The sequence below is a fragment of the Pseudomonas sp. PK-RTE-24 genome (assembly GCF_054052265.1).
In genome coordinates, this window is sequence record NZ_CM133224.1 from 4,901,762 (window position 1) to 4,919,318 (window position 17,557).

The following is a 17,557-nucleotide window of genomic DNA, read 5'->3' on the forward strand; positions in this document are numbered from 1 at the left end:
CGGGCTCGCTGTGTTCAAAAGGCGTAACTGGCCTTGAGTCCGCCATTGAAACCATGGCTGTCACCGCCACCGTTGGCCCCGACCTCAGCGCCTACACTCAGGGCGCCGAGGTTGGCCATCAGATTAACGCCGCCGCTGAACTGGTCACGATTGTCGAACGCCGCGCGCTGCTCGATATCCAGCCCCAGCAGGTGGCCTTCGCTGTCGACTTGCTGACCGCCGAGCGCACGTTCATAGCCCACGCGAACGCCCGGGACCAATTGCCACGCACCCACGGCCACTGGGGCAAATGACACGTCGAGATTAGCCACCGCGCTGCGGCGGGTCTGCTTGATGCCATCGACGTCGAGCGCCAGCTCGCTGCCCTTCTCTTTGAAACCTTGCAAGTCGAGATGACTGACGCGAAAGCCCAGGTTCGGTTCGACAATCACGCTGCTCAGCGGCAGGCGATAACCCAACGCCACGGTCGCGCCAGTGAGATTGCCGTGAGTGTCGCCCTTGGCAGTGCCGAGACCACCGCCGAGCTCGCGTTTGCTGTCGTAGTCGACGTAACCGGCGCTGGCGTTGGCATCGACAAACATGCCGCGCTCAAGGCTGGTGAGGCCGTAACGCGCACCGAGGTTAAGGAAGGTGAAGTCAGTATTGGACTCGCCACCGGCCCCGCCCACGCTGCCCTTGCTGTAGCCAAAGCCGCCGCGCGCGCTGAGTTGTTCGTTGAAGCGCTGGGTAATGCCGAGCATCAGGCCCTGGCTGTGTTCGTTGCTGCTCTCGGCATGGGTCGAGCCGTCAGTGCCGAGGTAGCCGGCAAGCGCGGTACTCCAGAGGCGGTATTGGCCGACCTTTAAATCGCTGCCACTGGCGAACGGCGCGGCGGCTTGTTCGATCATCGCGTTCTGCCGCAAGAGATAGCTGGCCGCATCGGCGTGAACCTGACCGCCGACTTGAGATTCGACACCGCCCAGAGTGCCGGCGTCGATCGCCGATTGCAGGTAGTAGTTGTAGGCGCTGTAGGTGCCGGACAGCTCGGAGTTCTGCAACTGCCGCAGCAATTCGGCACCAGCGGCGGCGTTGCCGATCAGCCCGGCCTGCCCCGGCAAGCTGTTGTACTCGACCAGTTTGCCGCGCAGCACATAGATGGTTTCCTGGGACAGACCGAGGCCCTGCTTGAGATAGTTGTCCATGCTGCCGTACTCAGCGGCGATCTGGTCGAGACCGGCCTGCAAGTAACTGGCCTGCACCCCGAGCAGCGGCTCGTAGACAGCGGCCATGCTCGGCGGCAGCGCTTTCAAGGTCGCGGCGACACGGGCGGCGGTGTAGTCGTTGGTCGCCAGATAATTGGCCATGATCGTCGCCTCATCGACGCCAGCGATGCTCTGCAACACGGCGGCGGTCCAGCCGGTGCGGTCCTTGCCGGCGGTGCAGTGGAACAGTTGCGCGGCGTCGACACTGGCCAACTCATTGAACAACTGGCCGAACTGCCCGCGCATGCCGGCATCGCTGACGAAAGCGCGGTTGGTTTCCTCCATCATCGCCACCGCTTCGGCGGCGCTGTGGAACGAGATATTGGTGATGTCCGCACCCGAGGTGGTGCTGCCGATGATGTCGATATTGCGGTAGGCCGCGCCCGTGATCATCGTGTCGGGCGTGGCGGCAATTTCGCTGGGCGTGCGCAAGTCGTAAATGGCTTTGATGCCGAGACCATTGAGTGTCGCCAGATCCGCCGCCGACGGCGTCAATGCGTTGGAGCGGTAGAACACGCCGCTGCGCATCACGCCGTCGTGGGCGGTGGAGTACGCGGTGGTGATGCCGGCGATGTCGCGAAAGTTGTCGATGCCGGACAAGCGCGGCGTGTCGAGGGTGACAGGCTCGGCCGCATGGGCTGCGGCGATGGAAAGGCTCAGAACGGACAGCGAACACAGAAGACGTTGGAACACAGTGCAGCCTCATGAAATCAGCGTTGGGCTGGTCACTATGGGCAGACGAGTGGGAGGGAATATGACAGTTTCGGCTGGCTACAAAATGCCTGCGCGAATGGGCCGTGGAGTGCGTGATCGGTCCATCAATCCTGCTTGGATGTGTTGAAGATCCCTGTGGCAGCGAGCCTGCTCATGAAAGCGGCGTGTCAGCCGATTATATTCAAACTGAAAAAAAGCTTTCGCGAGCAGGCTCGCTCCCACAGGGTTTGGGGAAGTATCCGTTTTTTCAATTTGTCGCGCGCAGCGACAACCCCTTATAAGACTGCCATCACTTTCAAGAACAAGAGACCGCCCCCATGAGCAACGCCTGGAACGAAGGTTATTTCACCGACGAAGGCTACACCTACAGCTATAGCCGGGAGATCAATCCGGTATTCCTGCGTTACTGCCTGTTGTTGCGCGGGTTCGCCACGCTGGAAAGCAACGACGGCGTGCACTGCGAACTGGGCTTCGGTCAGGGCGTGTCGATCAACATCCACGCCACCGCCAACCCGGGTTCGTTTGTCGGTACGGACTTTCACCCGGGTATGGCGGCCCATGCCATCGAACTCGCGACTGCCGCCAACAATGGCGCGCGTCTGTATGACGACAGCTTCGAACAGCTGCTGGCGCGCAATGATCTGCCGCAGTTCGACAGCATCAGCCTGCATGGCATCTGGACCTGGGTCAGCCGCGACAATCAGAAACTGATCGTCGAATTCGCCCGCCGTCACCTTAAACCGGGCGGCATGCTCTACGTCAGCTACAACTGCTTCCCCGGCTGGTCGCCGTCGGCGCCGCTGCGCAATCTGTTCAGCCTGCATGACCGCTTTGCCAATGCCTCGTCGCGCTCCGACCAGCGCATCGACGCCGCACTGCAATTTTCCGAAGCACTGCTCGCGGCCAACCCGAAATACGCCGCTGCGGCGCCGAGTCTCGGCGCGCGGCTGCAGAGCATCAAGGGTCAGGATCGTCACTACGTCGCCCACGAGTATTTCAACCGTGACTGGAATTGCATGTACTTCGCCGACATGGTCGACGCGCTGGCCTCGGCCAAACTCGACTACGCCACCACGGCAGTGCCGCTGGATTCGGTCGCCCCGCTCAACCTGAGCGCTGAAGGCATGGACTTTCTGGAAACCATCGAACATCCGATCATGCGCGAGCAAGCGCGGGACTACTTCGTCAACCAGCACTTCCGCCGCGACCTGTACGTACGTGGCGCGACGCGCCTGTCCGCTGCCGAACGCCGCGCGAGGATGCTGCACAGCCGTTTCGTGCTGCTGCAACCCTGGGAAACCGTGGCGGGCTCGGTCAGTGGTCCCGCCGGCGAAGCGACGCTGCAACCGGAGATTTACGGCCCGGTACTCGATGCACTGGCGGCACAGAACTATGCGGCCAAATCGATGCGCCAATTGCTGTCCGAGGCTGCGCTGGCTTACGACGACCTCGAACAAGCCCTGGCCGTGCTGATCGGTATGGGCGCTGTCGCTCCGTGCCAGAGCGAGGCCGCCGAGTCGCAGGTCAGCGGTCGCTGCGCCGCGCTCAACCTGCAACTGTGCAAACGCTCGCTGTACGGCGCCAACATCCAGACCCTGGCCAGCCCCGTCACTGGCGGTGGCGTGACGGTCAGCCGCTTCCAGCAGCTGTTCCTGATCTCGATCAAGCAAGGCAAACAGCAGCCAGCCGAATGGGCGCAACTGGCGTGGAGTGTGATCAGCGAACAAGGTGAAGTGCTGGTAGACAACGGCCAGCCGCTGCTCACTGCCGAAGCCAATATCGCCGCGCTGACCGCACAGGCGCAGGTCTTCGCCGAGCAGACGCTGGTGGTGCTGAGGGCGTTGAAGATCGCTTGATTGCCAACGAACCATTGTGGGAGCGAGCCTGCTCGCGAAAGCGCTGGATCAGCCGCCAAATCGGTGACTGACGTACCGCATTCGCGAGCAGGCTCGCTCCCACATTGGTCGTGGAACAGGGTCAAGCCAACCGTCCTGTTTCCGGAACTTTCCGCCCTCTGCCGTCCGTCCAGCCGGCCTGCAATAAACGAAATTTCCGCTCCACCCACTCCTCACAACTATGCATGCGCTAACGCCCACCAGGGCAAAAGCGCGATAGCCTGGTCTGAGGAAAATTTGAATGTTCATACATAACAAGCGACTTCAGTACACCGTTCGCGTGGCCGAGCCCAACCCTGGTCTGGCCAATCTGCTATTGGAACAATTCGGGGGCGCCAATGGCGAACTGGCCGCAGCAGCGCGCTATTTCACCCAAGCCTTGGCCGAGGAAGACCCGGGACGCAAAGATCTTCTGCTGGACATTGCCACCGAAGAATTGAGCCATCTGGAGGTGGTCGGCTCGATCATCGTCATGCTCAACAGAGGTGCCAAGGGTCAACTCGCCGAGGGCGTTCAAGAGGAAGGCGAGCTGTACCGCGCGCTGAATGGCGCCGGTAATGACTCGCACATCACCAGCCTGCTTTACGGCGCAGGCGCGCCTCTGGTCAATTCCGCTGGCGTACCGTGGACAGCGGCGTATGTAGATTCGATCACCGAGCCGACTGCTGACTTCCGTTCAAACATCGCAGCCGAAGCGCGGGCGAAAATCCTCTACGAACGCTTGATCAACATCACCGATGATCCGGGCGTCAAAGAGGCGCTTGGCTTTTTGATGACGCGGGAAATCGCCCATCAACAGTCCTTCGAAAAAGCCCTGCATTCGATCCAGCCCAACTTCCCGCAGGGCAAGCTGCCGGGGATGCCGGAGTTCACCAACAAGTACTTCAACATGTCTGGCGAGCCTAATGTGCGCGGCCCTTGGAACGAGGGCGGTGCGTGGGAGTACGTGGAAAACCCGGAGCCGGCAGTCGACGGCGGCGCTGGTCTGGCGACCGTCAGCCTTCCGGCTGAAGACGAACAGGTGCTGGAAGCGATGAAGACCCGTACAGCCTCTGACCCACTCAGCGAGCCGGTGACCGGTGCTGACCTGGGCTCCGGTTATGTGCAAGGCAAAGATGTCTGAACCCGTCCGGCGGCCCCGGACCGGGGTCGCCACTTGCTCAAGGAAAACCACATGAAAAGCAGCAAAGTCCTGGCACTGACCTCTGAACATTTTCAACGTTTGATGGAGCACGCATACGCCGGTTTTGAGCTGGACTGCAAACAGGCCTGTCGAGGATTGAAAGTCAGCATGGCGGTGAATGTATTCGGCTTGGGCACCCTTCTCCCGAATAATTTTGCCGATCAAGCCACAGTCCAGCAATCGGAGGTGGCAGCCATCCATTGACCGCGAACTGGCGGGAAGACTTGCTGCTCTGTGAGCCGAGTGTTGCCACCGTCTTCAATGCAGAACCGGGCGTTCAGAAAAGTACCGCTGCCGCTTCCCTCATGAAGATCTCGACGGTCTTCGGCCCTATCCCCTCGAACTCGGACAGGCGCTTCTCCAGCGCCTTACGGTCCGCGCTCGCGGCCACGATGTTACTGACCTTACCGGCGTACTCGCTGTTGAGCTTGTTGGCCAACGCGAGCAGTCGCGACGCCGTGCTTTCGTCGTAGCGCACGTAACGCGCCTGCCCCAGCATCGACACCAGTTGACGGTGCGTACACTGCGCGAGCTTTTGCGGGGTGTCTTGGTGATGCTGCTCTACTATGACTTGATACGCCTTGGCGGCAATGGCGCCCTGAATCCTTTTGCCCGTCAGAAAACTGGCAAGTAGCCATTTGAACAGGCCGGTTTCGTTGGCATTGCGCAGGTCGATGTTCAAGTCACCGGCGGTGATGATATCGCTCACAAGTCTCACCTCAAGGCGCGCTTCAATTACAGATGTTGACCCGGCACGGCTTTGAACGATCCAATCGCGACCGCCTGGCCAAGGCAGTAAATTGAATTCCAGGTGGAAAAGGATGGTCATCTTTCAAGAGATGAGAGATGACAAGCATAAGGACCCTCAGATGCTCGGTCGTAAGATGCCCAAAACCAAGGGGCATGACGCCGCAGAAACCGCTCCCATCAAAGCTGCCAGCGAGATAGCCGCTTTCCGCCTGACAGTCATCTTCATGCTGACGGTCATTCTGGCGTTTCTCGGCGTGGAGGGATGGCGAACCTGGCGTGACTATCATGCAGCCTTCTCGTCGGCGCGTGATTCGGTCACCAACCTCGCGCGGGCAACCGCGCAACATGCCGAAGACGCCATCCGCCAGGTCGATGTGTTGACCGCCGCCCTGGGCGAGCGCGTCGAAGGCGACGGTCTGCAGAACATCGACGTAGCGCGTATCCACAACCTGCTGGTCCAGCAGGCCAAACTGATGCCGCAGTTGCATGGACTGTTTATCTACGGCCCGGACGGCAAATGGATCGTCACCGACAAGGAAATGATTCCGGACCCTGCGAACAATGCCGATCGCGTCTACTTCCAGTATCACCGCGCCAACACCGATCGAAACGTGCGTATCGGTGATGTCGTCAAAAGCAAATCCACGGACGACCTGATCATTCCGATTTCCCGCCGCTTGAATAACCCGGACGGCTCCTTCGCTGGCGTGCTGCTGGGGACGATCAAGGTCAGTTATTTCGTCGACTATTACGGCGATTTCAAGATCGACGACAAGGGTGCACTGGTGCTGGCGTTGCGCAATGGAACCATTCTCGTGCGTCGTCCTTTCATCGCTTCGGTAATCGGTCAGAGCCTCGCCGACAGTGAGGTGTTCAAGAACTACCTGCCGTTTTCCAATCAAGGGATCGCCGAGGTCCGAGCCGTCGTCGACGGCACCCAGCGTCTGTACGGTTACAGAGCTTTGAGCACCTATCCGCTGGTGGTCGAAACCGGCCTGTCCCGCGAATCGATCATTGCGCCGTGGCGCTGGGACCTGATCAAAACCGGCTTTGTGTTGATGTCGGTGATCACCGCGTTCACGGTCTTCGGACTGATCGTCTTGAGGCAACTGCGCCAACGGATGGTGATGGAAAAGGATTTGCGCAAGGCACACCAGGCCATGAAGGACATGGCCTTGACCGACAGCCTGACCGGGCTGGCCAACCGTCGGCGACTGGACACTGCCTTGATTGACGAAATTCGTCTGGCCAGACGCCAGGGTTCGTCGATCTCACTGATCATGATCGATGTCGATCACTTCAAACTCTACAACGACAGCTATGGGCACGCGGCAGGTGATGATTGCCTGAGCGCAGTCGGCCAGGCCATTGCGCAGGCGGTAAAGCGACCGGGTGATCTCGCCGTGCGCTATGGCGGCGAGGAGTTTTCCGTGTTGCTGCCCAACACCGATATTCGCGGGGCGGCGCTTGTGGCTGAGGAAATTCTTGAGGCCATTCGATCCTCGCGGATGGAGCACAGAGCCCATCCGCTGGGTCACGTCACCGCCAGTGCAGGTATTGCGGTTGGCAAACCGGCCGAACATGAAGTGAGCCCCGCCACTCTTATCGAGTCGGCTGACAAAATGCTTTATGCCGCGAAGCAGAAAGGCAGGGATCGCTGCTGTATCGGCGAGGAAGTGCTCGGCGCCTAGCCACCGCTCTTCAACGGGAGCGCAGCATCACGGCTGCGCGAACCCGCTGTACGCCAAACACCGTCATGCGCAGGAATTCCTGGTGACTGACCGGCAAGTGCTGGCAGTCCAGGCCGCGCTTGAGTTTGCTGTGGTCAACATCAGGATCATGCAAGTAGACGAAGTCCTCGTCACACCCGGTGATGATGACCCAATGCGGCGCTTTCAAGCGGGTGAATCGGTAGCTGCTGATCAGCACCAGCGGTTTGTATCCGGCCGCCAACGCAGCGCCGATCTGCAGATAATCACCCAGAACCTGCTCGACTTGCGTGGCAGCCAGTTCCTGGGCAAACCCGTCCTCGACCAGTTTCATGATCGACTTCTTCTCCGTGCTGCGTACGCCGTGAAGAAAAAGCGAGCCCGGGTGACTGACCTCAAGGCGCACATCGAAGCCGCGCCGCCAGGCCGCCAATGCCAGACCCTGAGGACTACAGCCACCGTGCCCCGCCGTCATGAAAATGGTGGTTGCCTCGCGCCACAGCTGGATTTCCTCCGCTCGGGTCATGGCACGGCTCGCGTCGATGGCAGACATGGCCATCAGCAGGCACGCGGCGCCGCAGGTGAACTCGGTGGTCTGCTGGTAATACGGCACTTGCCGGGCGGGGGCAGGTGTTTCGCGCAGGATGCGTTTCTCGTAGCGCAACGCCTCGCAGTGGTCTTCGTAGTAGTCCTCGACGCTGGCAAAGCGCTGATAGCCATTGGCTTCGTAGAGGCGGATGGCAGCGGTATTGTCAGCGCGCACCTCCAGGCGCAGCCATGCGCAGTTGCGCGCCAATGCGCAGGCCTGGGCCTGTTCCAGCAGACGCTGGCCAAGCTCATGTCCGCGCCATGCGGGGCTGACCGCAATCGAATACAGGCGTCCAAGTGAGGTGCCACGGTGAAAAAGCACCAGCGCGTAACCGCAAAGTGTTGCGCCCGAGGTGACGACAATCAGCGCGGCATTGGCTCGACTGAGCATCCAGCTGAAGTTGCGCTGATTCAACCGGTCGAGGGTAAAACACACCCGCTCCAATTCGACCAGATCGTCGATATCGTCCATGGATGCAAAGCGAAAATCAAAAGACATGACCGCACCGTAAAGTTTGAGTAACGAACCGGGACAGACCGAAAGGCCCGTGATTTATTGAAGCGGCGTCTTCTTCAACAGGGATTCATTACTCATGTCAGCGGTGCAAGCCAACGTGAACGAAGTATTAGACAAAACCGAGCATTCGACAATCTCCCTCAGCGAGGAACCTCCCAGTATCAAGCCCTCGGGAAGTCGATTGCTCATACTGGTCGAACGCAAGGATGACTGGGCTGATTACCTGCCCAGCGAGAGCCTGATGCTGGCTCAGGATTACCTTGAACACAGCGATGATTTTCCTCATCGCACCCAGGTCATAAACCTCTGCCGCAATTACAAATACCTCGGTCAGGGCTATTACTGCTCATTGCTGGCCGAAGCGCGCGGACACAAGGTTTTCCCCTCGGTACGCACCGTCAGCGAGCTGGCGCGCAAAGCGCTTTACGGGGTCGGGCTGAATGATCTGGAGCGCACCCTGGAGCGGGCGCTGGCCAACCATCCATACGGCGAAACCGAAGCCTTCACGCTGTCGCTGTACTTCGGCAAGGCCTCGATCGAGCCGCTGCAAGAGATCGGCCGTCAGCTGTTCGAGGCGTTCCCCTGCCCTATCCTGCTGGTGGAATTCCGCCGTGGTGAGAGCTGGCAGATCGCAGGCATCAAAGCCGGTGCACTGCACAAACTTCGCGATGAACAGCAGCATGTTTTCGCTGATGCACTGGACGCGTTCAATCGCAGGACATGGCGTCAGCCCGCCTCCAAACGTGTGGCCCGCTACGACCTGGCCATCCTGCATGATCCTGACGAAGCCCTGCCGCCTTCTAATCCCGAGGCATTGCAGCGTTTCATCGCTGCGGGCGAACAGCTGGGTATCGATGTCGAACTGATCGAGAAAAAGGACTACGCACGTCTCGCCGAATTCGACGCGCTGTTCATCCGCGAAACAACGCGAGTGGATGATCACACCTATCGGTTCGCGAAAAAGGCTGAAAGCGAAGGCCTTGTGGTGATTGACGATCCGTCGTCCATCCTGCGCTGCACCAACAAGGTTTATCTGGCCGATTTGCTGAAGCGTCGCGGGCTGGGCATGCCGGCAACGGAAATACTCTACAAGGATCGTCCGCAGGAACTCGAAAACGCAGGCCGTCGCCTCGGTTTTCCCTTGGTATTGAAAATCCCCGATGGCTGTTTTTCACGGGGTGTGATCAAGGTCGCCGATGCACAAGCGCTGGCCACTGCCGCGCAGGAGTTATTCGAACACTCGGTGTTGCTGCTGGCGCAAGAGTATTGCTACACCGAATACGATTGGCGCGTCGGCGTGCTCAATGGCGAAGCGCTGTATGCCTGCCGATACTTCATGTCCAAGGGGCATTGGCAGATTTACAACCACAAGGCGCTGCCCGGCGAGATCAACGGAATGTGCGAGGCGGTGCCGGTCGAGCAAGCCCCGCCCGCAGTCGTGCAGCTCGCCGTACAGACGGCGCGGCTGATCGGCGACGGCCTCTACGGCGTCGACCTCAAGCAGGCGGGTGATCGGGTGCTGGTGATCGAAGTGAACGACAACCCCAACCTCGATGCGGGCATCGAAGACGCGGTACTGGGCGACGAACTTTATCGGCGCGTGCTGCAAGCGTTCACGCAAAGGCTCGAGCTCAAACACCGTGGCCAAGCGTGGTGAGCAATGATTGAAGGCTATTGCATTGATTGCGGCGCCCTGCATAGGGCATCTGAAGACCAGGCGACTGTCTGGCTGTGTGTCGCCCCGGACGCAGCCGAGCAACTGGATTTGCACAGACGCCTGGGCATTGGCGCACAAGCGATAGAGTCGTCGCTGGACCCTGATGAAGTGGCCCGCATCGAGGTCAAGCCAGATCACCTGTTCTTGATCTGGAAGCGCCCGGAAAGCTTCGACGGGCGCGCATTCAACGTTTCGTCTTTCGGAGTGGTGCTGAGCGAAAAACGCTTGGTGGTTATTTGCGCGAGCAACTCGCTGCTTTCGGGTCTTGAGCACGATGCGCAAATGACCGGGCCGCTGGACGTGCTGATGGCGTTACTCGCTGAAAGCGTTCATCACTATCTCGGGCATTTGCGCGTGGTCAAACAGATCGCCCGGGAGATTCAACAGCAATTCACGCGGGCAATGGACAATCAGCAATTGGCGCAGATGTACAACCTGAGCGAAAGCCTCGTGTACTACGTCAATGCGATTCAAAGTAACGGTGCGGTGCTGACGCTGCTGCGCAACCACGGCCAGCGTCAGGGCTTCAGCGACAGTCAACTGGCTGCGCTGAACGATCTGATCGTGGAAAACGAACAAAGCTTTCAGCAGGCCAGAATTCACGCCAAGGTGTTCGCCAACCTCATCGAATCCCATGGCAACCTTGCCAACAACAGCATGAACCGGGCCCTGCGCAAGCTGACACTGATCAACGTCGTATTCCTTCCTTTGAACCTGATCGCCGGCATCGGTGGCATGTCGGAGTTCAGCATGATGACGTCCGGCGTCCCATGGTGGATGTCCTTTCCCGTGCTGATCGCCTGCATGGGCCTCGTGGGCGCGGGGATGGTGCTGGTATTGCGGCGCATGGCCTGAATTCAGAGCACATTCTGCTAACGCCTGCGCCGCATGCGGGCGTCAATTGGTCCGGCTGACCACCCGGATATGCGTAATCCCTACCCGCTCAGCCTGCTCGAGAATCTGCTCTGGCGTCGAATCCGCCGTGGGCATGACCAGGCTGTTTTCGGCATCGCCCAGATGCAGTTCGAGCAGATGCATCGCCGCGTCGTGCTCGGCCAGTTGCGCTTCCTTGAGTTCGAGCAGATAAGTACGAGGCTCGCCGTTGAAACGGTATTCGATGTGATAGGTGTACATGTTGTCGTCCGCGTCGGTGGGAAAAGGCACTGTTTATCCTGACGCAGCGGTCAGCTTTTAGTTCAACCTGACTGCCAAATTGCATTTGCGAACAAACTTTTTGCGCAGCGAAGCGTCCTCTTCTTAACTCTCCACAACAGCTGATCACAGCTAAGGACTGGCAATGACCTTTTTCATCTTCCTCTTGGCCTGCGCGGCGGCGGCAACCACTGGCGTGATGTTCAAACCCGGCCCGTGGTACGAATCGCTGACCAAACCCTCCTTCACCCCGCCCAACTGGGCCTTTCCCGTAGCGTGGACGATCATCTACCTGCTGCTGGCCTGGGCCGGTTATCGCCTGAGCCTGATCCCCGGCAGCCAAACGGTGCTGGCCTTGTGGGCCGCGCAAATCGCCCTGAACACGCTGTGGACGCCGGTGTTCTTCGGCGCGCATCAGGTGCTGGCGGCGCTGGTGATTCTGGCGGTGCTGTGGGTGGTGGTCGCGGTGATGGTCGTGCTCGCCCTGCAACTGGACGTGGTCACCGGGCTGATTCTGTTCCCGTACCTGGCGTGGCTGTGCGTTGCGGCGGCGCTGAACTGCTCGATCCTGATGAAGAATCGCCTGTGAGCGATTTTCCATGGCCGCAAGGCGAGCGTGAGCTGGCACAGGTTCGCGCGTTTAACAAAAAGCTCGCCTGGCTGCCGCGTTTCAAGATCCGCAATCGCCTCACCCCACGGCTGATTCAGGCGTTGCTGCGGGCGGGTCAGATCGGCGGCGCTGGCAAGCTGCGCCAGCATGGGCTGAGCGCCGAATGCAAGATCATCGACACGGTGCCGGTACGCATCATCCGTCCCAAGGGCAAAGCCAGAGGCGTGGTGCTGGATTTCCATGGTGGCGGCTGGGTGATCGGCAATGCGCAGATGAACGACAACTTCAACATCGCCATCGTCAACACTTGCGACGTGGCGGTGCTGTCGGTGGATTATCGGCTGGCGGTGTCGACGCCAATCGAGGGCTTGCTGGAAGACTGTCTGCGCGCCACTCGCGGCATCTTGAACGATGGCGAATTTGCCGGACTGCCCGTGGTCGTCGTCGGTGAATCGGCCGGTGGGCATCTGGCGGCGGCCACCCTGCTCGCCCTCAAATCTTCGCCGCAACTGCTGCAACGGATCTGCGGCGCGCTGCTGTATTACGGCGTCTACGACCTGACCGGCACGCCCAGCGTGCGCGCCGCGCCAGCCGATACCTTGGTGCTCGACGGCCCCGGCATGGTCGAAGCGTTGCGCCTGCTCACGCCGGATATCCGCGACGAACAACGACGCCAGCCACCGCTGTCGCCGCTGTATGGCGATTTCAGCGGACTGCCACCAGCGCTGCTGTTTGCCGGCGACCTCGATCCGCTGCTGGATGACACGCGGCTCATCGCTGAGCGCTGGCAGCAAGCGGCGCCGGTGGAGATGTACGTGCTGCCAGAGTGTCCGCATGGCTTCATTCACTTCCCGACCGCCACTGCTGACCATGTGCTGGCTTACAGCCGCAAGTGGATTTCGGCGCGAGTGGCAAGCTACTCAGTGAAATCCGCCGAAATCAGCCCGGCGTTTTCGTAGCTGCCGATTGCATGGCGAGCCATAAAGAAACGAGACAAACAAAAGGCGCCTTCACCGGCGCCTTTTTTTGTTTGCGCTGAACCCTGCGCGATCGTTCACCCCATGCCGATTGTGGCTCAAACCGTAAACAGTCTTTACCCGATCCGCGCCTGTTTCCCCCGCCAGCCGCCGCATAGAGTTTGTTCCAGCAGCACACTCAACCAGCAAAGGAAAATACCCATGAAAGTCTCAATGCTCGTCCTCGCACTCTTCGGCTTCAGCTCGGTGGTCATGGCTCAGGACTCGACTACCACGCCACCCGTCGAGCAATACACCTACGCCAGTCACCTCGACGTCGCCAAAATCATCTCGGAAGATCCAGTGCCGGATGTCTGCGCCGTAGTGCCGGTGCACATGACTTATCAGGATTCCCAAGGCAAACAGCACATCCTGCAATACGAGGTCATGGGCAGCGGCTGCAGCAACGGTTGATCAGGCCAATACCTCGCACACCCATTGCGTCTCAGAGTTGGCTCGCTGAGACGCAAATGCCTTTACCGCTTCAATCGATAAGCGCCTGAGCAGTGCTCGCCAACTGCGCGCCGACCCGGGTTTTCAAGGTATCGATGAATCGCGTGATCTTCGCATCGACAAACTGGCGAGACGTGTAGACCGCGTAAACATTGCGCTCGTAGGTGTGGTAATCGGGCAGCACCCGCACCAACCTGCCGGCACGCAAATCGTCGATCGCCGTGAAGCCTGCCAACAGACCAATCCCCGCCCCTTCGCGAATGGCCACGGCCATTGCGTCCATATCGTTCACGCTGAAACTCGGCCCGCTCGGGATGAACGTCGCGTCGCCCGCCTTGCTTTTGAGCTGCCATTCATCGCGCACGTAATCCACGGTACCGAGCAGCAGGCATTGATGATCGCAAAGCTGCTCCGGCGTTTCGGGTGCGCCATGCCGCGCCAGGTATTCCGGGGAGGCCACCAGTACACAGTGACTGACGCCGATCTTCTGGCTGACATACGCCGAATCCGGCAGCGTTCGCGCGATCAGAATGGACACGTCCAACTGATCCTCAAGCAGATTGGGCATGCGTTGGGAGAGCATCAAATCGACGGTCACTTCGGGAAACGCCTGGCGATACTCCAGCACCGCGCCGGTCACCAGTTGCCGGGCCAGTCCGGGCACGCAGTGCACCCGTAACGTCCCTCGTGGTTGCAAGGCGGCATTGCTCGCCTCGGCTTCGGCGCTTTCCAGGTCAGCGAGAATCTTCACGCAGCGTTCATAAAACCGCCGGCCCGCGTCGGTCACCGAGAGACGCCGGGTCGAGCGCTGCAAAAGGCGGGTGTCGAGCACGTTTTCCAACGCCGAAACCGCACGCGATACGTTACCAACGGTGGAGTCGAGATGGTTGGCCACGGCAGTGAAACTGCCCATCTCGACTACCTTGATGTACACCGACATGTTTGAAAGTTTGTCCATCCTGATCGTCCTGTAGACCTGCCACTCACTGCGGATAACGTCGGATGCTACACGCTCGCTCCTGCGCTCGATATTACCTTCTGGGACAACAATGATTCCCTCGTGGCCGGCTAAATCAAACGGCACGCCTTCCATAGACTGGATTCCACGGGACGCCTGAACCACTGCGTACAAGGCGCCGAATGAATCCTCAACCATGAAGGCGACATCCATGAACACTCCTTACGATCCGCTCTATCTCTTCATCGGTGGTCAATGGCTCACCGCCCAGGACCGCGCGACCGCCGCCGTGGTCAACCCGGCAACCGGCGAGGAAATCGGCCAGGTGCCACTCGCCACCGCCCAAGACCTGGATCACGCCCTCGAAGTGGCTCGACTGAGCTTCGACCAATGGCGTCAGACCGTGCCGGACCAGCGCGCAAAAATCCTCAAGCGCGCCGCCGACCTGATCCTCGAACGCGCCCCGCACATCGCTGCGCAAATGACGCTGGAAGAAGGCAAGCCACTGCGCGAAAGCCTCGATGAAGTGACCCGTGCGGCGGAATATTTCGAGTGGTTCGCCGAAAGCGCACGACGCATCGACGGCCGTGTCGTACCGGCCAATCGTCCGGGTGTACTGCAACTGGTCAAACGTCAGGCGATCGGCCCTGTGGCAGCGTTCACACCGTGGAATTTCCCGGCCATCACCCCGGCGCGCAAGCTCTCGGCAGCGCTGGCCGCCGGTTGCAGCGTGGTGCTCAAGCCCGGCGAGGAAAGCCCTTCCACCGCGCTGGCCCTGGCCCGGGCGCTGGACGATGCCGGCTTGCCCAAAGGCGTGCTGCAAGTGGTGTTCGGTGTGCCGGATCAAGTGTCCAGCCATTTGATTGCCTCACCGATCGTTCGCAAAGTGACCTTCACCGGTTCGGTGCCGATCGGTCGGCTGCTCTCGGCCCGCGCTGCCGAAGGCGTCAAGCCGATCACTCTGGAACTGGGCGGCCACGGCCCGGTGCTGGTGTTTGCCGACGCCGACATCGAAGAGGCTGCTGTGGAAGGCGTCGCCAATCGCTTTCGCGGCACCGGCCAGGTGTGCATTTCATCGACTCGTTTTCTTATCCAGCGTGAGGCCTACGCCGAGTTTGTCGAGCACTTCGTCGCGGCCACCCAAGCGTTGAAAATCGGCGACGGCATGGATCCGCAAACCCAGGTCGGCCCTCTGGCGAACCCACGGCAACTGGCGAAGATGGAGCAACTGATCGCCGACGCCGTGGAGAAAGGTGCACGGGTGCTGGCCGGCGGTGAAGCGTTGCCGGGCGCAGGCTTCTTCTTTCAGCCCACCGTATTGGCCGATGTGCCGATGAGTGCGCGAATCATGCACGAAGAACCCTTTGGCCCCATCGCGATACTGATGCCTTTCGATGAACTGAGCGACGGCCTGCAAGAAGCCAACCGCCTGCCCTATGGCCTCTCGGCCTACGCGTTCACTTCCAATGCGCGCACCGCGATCGACGTCGCCGATGGCCTGGAAGCCGGAATGATCGGCATCAACCAGTACCGCATCGTCGCCACCGAGCTGCCCTTCGGCGGCATGAAGGAAAGCGGCCACGGTTCCGAAGGCGGCATCGAAGGCATCGAGCACTACCTCACTAACAAATTCATCAGCCAGGTTTAAGGGGATTTCCATGTCGACTATCGATTTCAGCAGCCCACGCGAAGCCGCCCGCGCCTTCACCCCGAAACTGGCGCAATTCGTTGACTCAACGCTGTACCCGCAGATCTGGAGTGACCCCGCATTGGCACCCCGCGAGCGCAGCCTGATCACTGTCGCTGCGCTGATTGCCGGAGGCCACTGCGAAGAATTGCCCGCACATCTGCGCCGTGCCGCCGGCAATGGCGTGAGCCATGAAGAGTTGGCGGCGGCGATCACGCACCTGGCCTTTTACGTCGGCTTTCCGGGCGCCATCACCGCCTCGGCCATCGCCAATGCCACGCTTGCCGACACGGAGCAACGCTGAGATGAAAGCCATCAACCTGAAAGCATTCGGTTCGGCAGAAGTGCTGCAACTCGGTGAAGCGCCCAACCCTGAAGTGCGCGCGACCGACCTGCTGGTGCGTGTCTATGCGGCCGGCGTGAACCGTGCCGACCTGACCCACCGAACCGGCGGCTACGGCCATGCGAACTTCGGCGACTCGCTGATCATCGGTCTGGAGATTGCCGGGGAAGTGATCGAGACCGGCAGCGAGGTGAGTGGATTCGCCGTCGGCGACCGGGTGATGGGCGTCGTCGGCGGCGGCGCCTACGCCGAACTGGCGCGCATCGACTACCGCATGGCCATGCCGATTCCGGCGCAGCTCGACTATGTGCACGCCGCGGCGATTCCCGAAGTGTTCGTCACCGCCCACGAAGCGATGCTGCACCTGGCCCGACTCCAGTCAGGTGACTCGGTGCTGATCCATGCCGCCGCCGGCGGCGTCGGTTCCGCTGCCGTGCAACTGGCCTTTGCCACGGGCGCCACGGTGTACGCGACCACCGAAGGCAGCAAGCTGTCGCGCGTCGAACACCTGGGCGCCGACGTGGCCATCGACTACAAAAACGAGGATTTCGCCGCAGTCATCGCCGACAAAACCCAAGGTCGCGGGGTCGACGTGATCATTGATTTCATTGGCGCGCCCTACTTCGCCCGCAACATCGCCTCGCTGGCCCACGGTGGCCGCTTGGTGCAGGTCGGCATTCTTGGCGGCGGCGGCAAGGTCGACGTGGAGCTGGAGCACATCCTCTACCGGCACCTGCAAATCATCGGCACGGTGATGAAGTCACGCACCCAGCCGGAGAAGCACGCGATGATCCAGCGCTTTCGCGACCACTGGCTGGAACGCTTCGCCGGCGCTGCGAGTCTGGAACCGGTGGTGGACAGCACCTTCCCGCTATCCCGCGCAGCCGATGCCCATCGGCGTATGGAATCCTCGCAGAATGTCGGGAAGATTATTCTGACGATGCAGCCGGAGGATTTGCGCTAGGACAGACATAAAAAAAGGCCAGTCCGTTGAGCTGACTGGCCTTGGTTTGTCTGACGTTTT

General features: G+C 60.4%; 17 protein-coding genes. 12 read left to right on the top strand and 5 right to left on the bottom strand.

Annotated features, from left to right (window positions below; translation table 11 throughout):
* Positions 1-14 precede the first annotated feature (14 nt).
* Complete coding sequence (locus ACV8MC_RS21860) at positions 15-1,934, bottom strand: tyrosine-protein phosphatase (protein ID WP_457263449.1); 1,920 nt, start codon at positions 1,932-1,934, stop codon at positions 15-17.
* Positions 1,935-2,272: 338 nt separating this feature from the next.
* Here ACV8MC_RS21860 and ACV8MC_RS21865 point away from each other — a divergent pair, with 338 nt between their 5' ends.
* The 3 genes from ACV8MC_RS21865 to ACV8MC_RS21875 all read left to right on the top strand — a co-directional run bounded on the left by ACV8MC_RS21865 (position 2,273) and on the right by ACV8MC_RS21875 (position 5,237).
* Positions 2,273-3,811 (top strand): class I SAM-dependent methyltransferase, encoded by a 1,539-nt coding sequence (locus tag ACV8MC_RS21865; RefSeq protein WP_150742651.1) that lies wholly within the window; start codon positions 2,273-2,275, stop codon positions 3,809-3,811.
* A 280-nt stretch (positions 3,812-4,091) separates the two neighbouring features.
* Complete coding sequence (locus ACV8MC_RS21870) at positions 4,092-4,973, top strand: manganese catalase family protein (RefSeq protein WP_457263450.1); 882 nt, start codon at positions 4,092-4,094, stop codon at positions 4,971-4,973.
* A gap of 51 nt (positions 4,974-5,024) precedes the next feature.
* Entirely contained in the window at positions 5,025-5,237 is a 213-nt protein-coding gene (locus tag ACV8MC_RS21875; protein ID WP_095179668.1) for a hypothetical protein, read from the top strand.
* A gap of 73 nt (positions 5,238-5,310) precedes the next feature.
* Here ACV8MC_RS21875 and ACV8MC_RS21880 read toward each other — a convergent pair whose 3' ends face one another.
* Complete coding sequence (locus tag ACV8MC_RS21880) at positions 5,311-5,742, bottom strand: DNA methylase (RefSeq protein ID WP_457263451.1); 432 nt, start codon at positions 5,740-5,742, stop codon at positions 5,311-5,313.
* 160 nt (positions 5,743-5,902) lie between these two features.
* On the opposite strand from ACV8MC_RS21880, the gene ACV8MC_RS21885 reads away from it, so the two are divergent.
* Positions 5,903-7,474 carry a sensor domain-containing diguanylate cyclase gene (locus tag ACV8MC_RS21885; RefSeq protein WP_457263453.1) on the top strand — a complete coding sequence of 524 codons (1,572 nt, stop codon included), beginning with the start codon at positions 5,903-5,905 and terminating at the stop codon, positions 7,472-7,474.
* A gap of 10 nt (positions 7,475-7,484) precedes the next feature.
* Here ACV8MC_RS21885 and ACV8MC_RS21890 read toward each other — a convergent pair whose 3' ends face one another.
* Entirely contained in the window at positions 7,485-8,579 is a 1,095-nt protein-coding gene (locus ACV8MC_RS21890) for a GNAT family N-acetyltransferase/peptidase C39 family protein (protein WP_457263455.1), read from the bottom strand.
* A gap of 94 nt (positions 8,580-8,673) precedes the next feature.
* On the opposite strand from ACV8MC_RS21890, the gene ACV8MC_RS21895 reads away from it, so the two are divergent.
* On the top strand, positions 8,674-10,254 hold the full coding sequence (locus ACV8MC_RS21895; protein WP_056784954.1) for a RimK family protein: 1,581 nt from the start codon (positions 8,674-8,676) through the stop codon (positions 10,252-10,254).
* 3 nt (positions 10,255-10,257) lie between these two features.
* Positions 10,258-11,169 (top strand): magnesium transporter CorA family protein, encoded by a 912-nt coding sequence (locus ACV8MC_RS21900; RefSeq protein ID WP_457263456.1) that lies wholly within the window; start codon positions 10,258-10,260, stop codon positions 11,167-11,169.
* A gap of 42 nt (positions 11,170-11,211) precedes the next feature.
* On the opposite strand, the gene ACV8MC_RS21905 is transcribed toward ACV8MC_RS21900, so the two are convergent.
* Entirely contained in the window at positions 11,212-11,478 is a 267-nt protein-coding gene (locus ACV8MC_RS21905) for a hypothetical protein (RefSeq protein WP_041480507.1), read from the bottom strand.
* A 133-nt stretch (positions 11,479-11,611) separates the two neighbouring features.
* Between ACV8MC_RS21905 and tspO the strand changes: the two genes are divergently transcribed.
* The 3 genes from tspO (at position 11,612) to ACV8MC_RS21920 (ending at position 13,506) form a co-directional block, all read left to right on the top strand.
* The gene (gene tspO, locus ACV8MC_RS21910; protein WP_041480509.1) at positions 11,612-12,055 is read left to right on the top strand and encodes a tryptophan-rich sensory protein TspO; all 444 of its coding nucleotides are present in this window, start codon (positions 11,612-11,614) and stop codon (positions 12,053-12,055) included.
* The gene (locus tag ACV8MC_RS21915; RefSeq protein ID WP_457263459.1) at positions 12,052-13,035 is read left to right on the top strand and encodes an alpha/beta hydrolase; all 984 of its coding nucleotides are present in this window, start codon (positions 12,052-12,054) and stop codon (positions 13,033-13,035) included. The genes tspO and ACV8MC_RS21915 overlap by 4 nt, the downstream gene beginning before the upstream one ends.
* A gap of 219 nt (positions 13,036-13,254) precedes the next feature.
* A complete protein-coding gene (locus tag ACV8MC_RS21920; protein WP_039758903.1) occupies positions 13,255-13,506 on the top strand; it encodes a DUF2790 domain-containing protein in 252 nt (83 codons plus the stop codon).
* A 70-nt stretch (positions 13,507-13,576) separates the two neighbouring features.
* On the opposite strand, the gene ACV8MC_RS21925 is transcribed toward ACV8MC_RS21920, so the two are convergent.
* The gene (locus tag ACV8MC_RS21925) at positions 13,577-14,503 is read right to left on the bottom strand and encodes a LysR family transcriptional regulator (protein WP_076563297.1); all 927 of its coding nucleotides are present in this window, start codon (positions 14,501-14,503) and stop codon (positions 13,577-13,579) included.
* A gap of 211 nt (positions 14,504-14,714) precedes the next feature.
* On the opposite strand from ACV8MC_RS21925, the gene ACV8MC_RS21930 reads away from it, so the two are divergent.
* Genes ACV8MC_RS21930 through ACV8MC_RS21940 form a run of 3 tightly spaced genes read left to right on the top strand, consistent with a single transcriptional unit; the run spans position 14,715 to position 17,497 of the window.
* Positions 14,715-16,151: an NAD-dependent succinate-semialdehyde dehydrogenase gene (locus ACV8MC_RS21930; RefSeq protein ID WP_150635619.1), complete on the top strand. Its 1,437-nt coding sequence runs from the start codon at positions 14,715-14,717 to the stop codon at positions 16,149-16,151.
* A 10-nt stretch (positions 16,152-16,161) separates the two neighbouring features.
* On the top strand, positions 16,162-16,494 hold the full coding sequence (locus ACV8MC_RS21935) for a carboxymuconolactone decarboxylase family protein (RefSeq protein WP_150635620.1): 333 nt from the start codon (positions 16,162-16,164) through the stop codon (positions 16,492-16,494).
* Between the two features lies 1 nt (position 16,495).
* Positions 16,496-17,497 carry an NAD(P)H-quinone oxidoreductase gene (locus tag ACV8MC_RS21940; protein WP_457263460.1) on the top strand — a complete coding sequence of 334 codons (1,002 nt, stop codon included), beginning with the start codon at positions 16,496-16,498 and terminating at the stop codon, positions 17,495-17,497.
* Positions 17,498-17,557 lie beyond the last annotated feature (60 nt).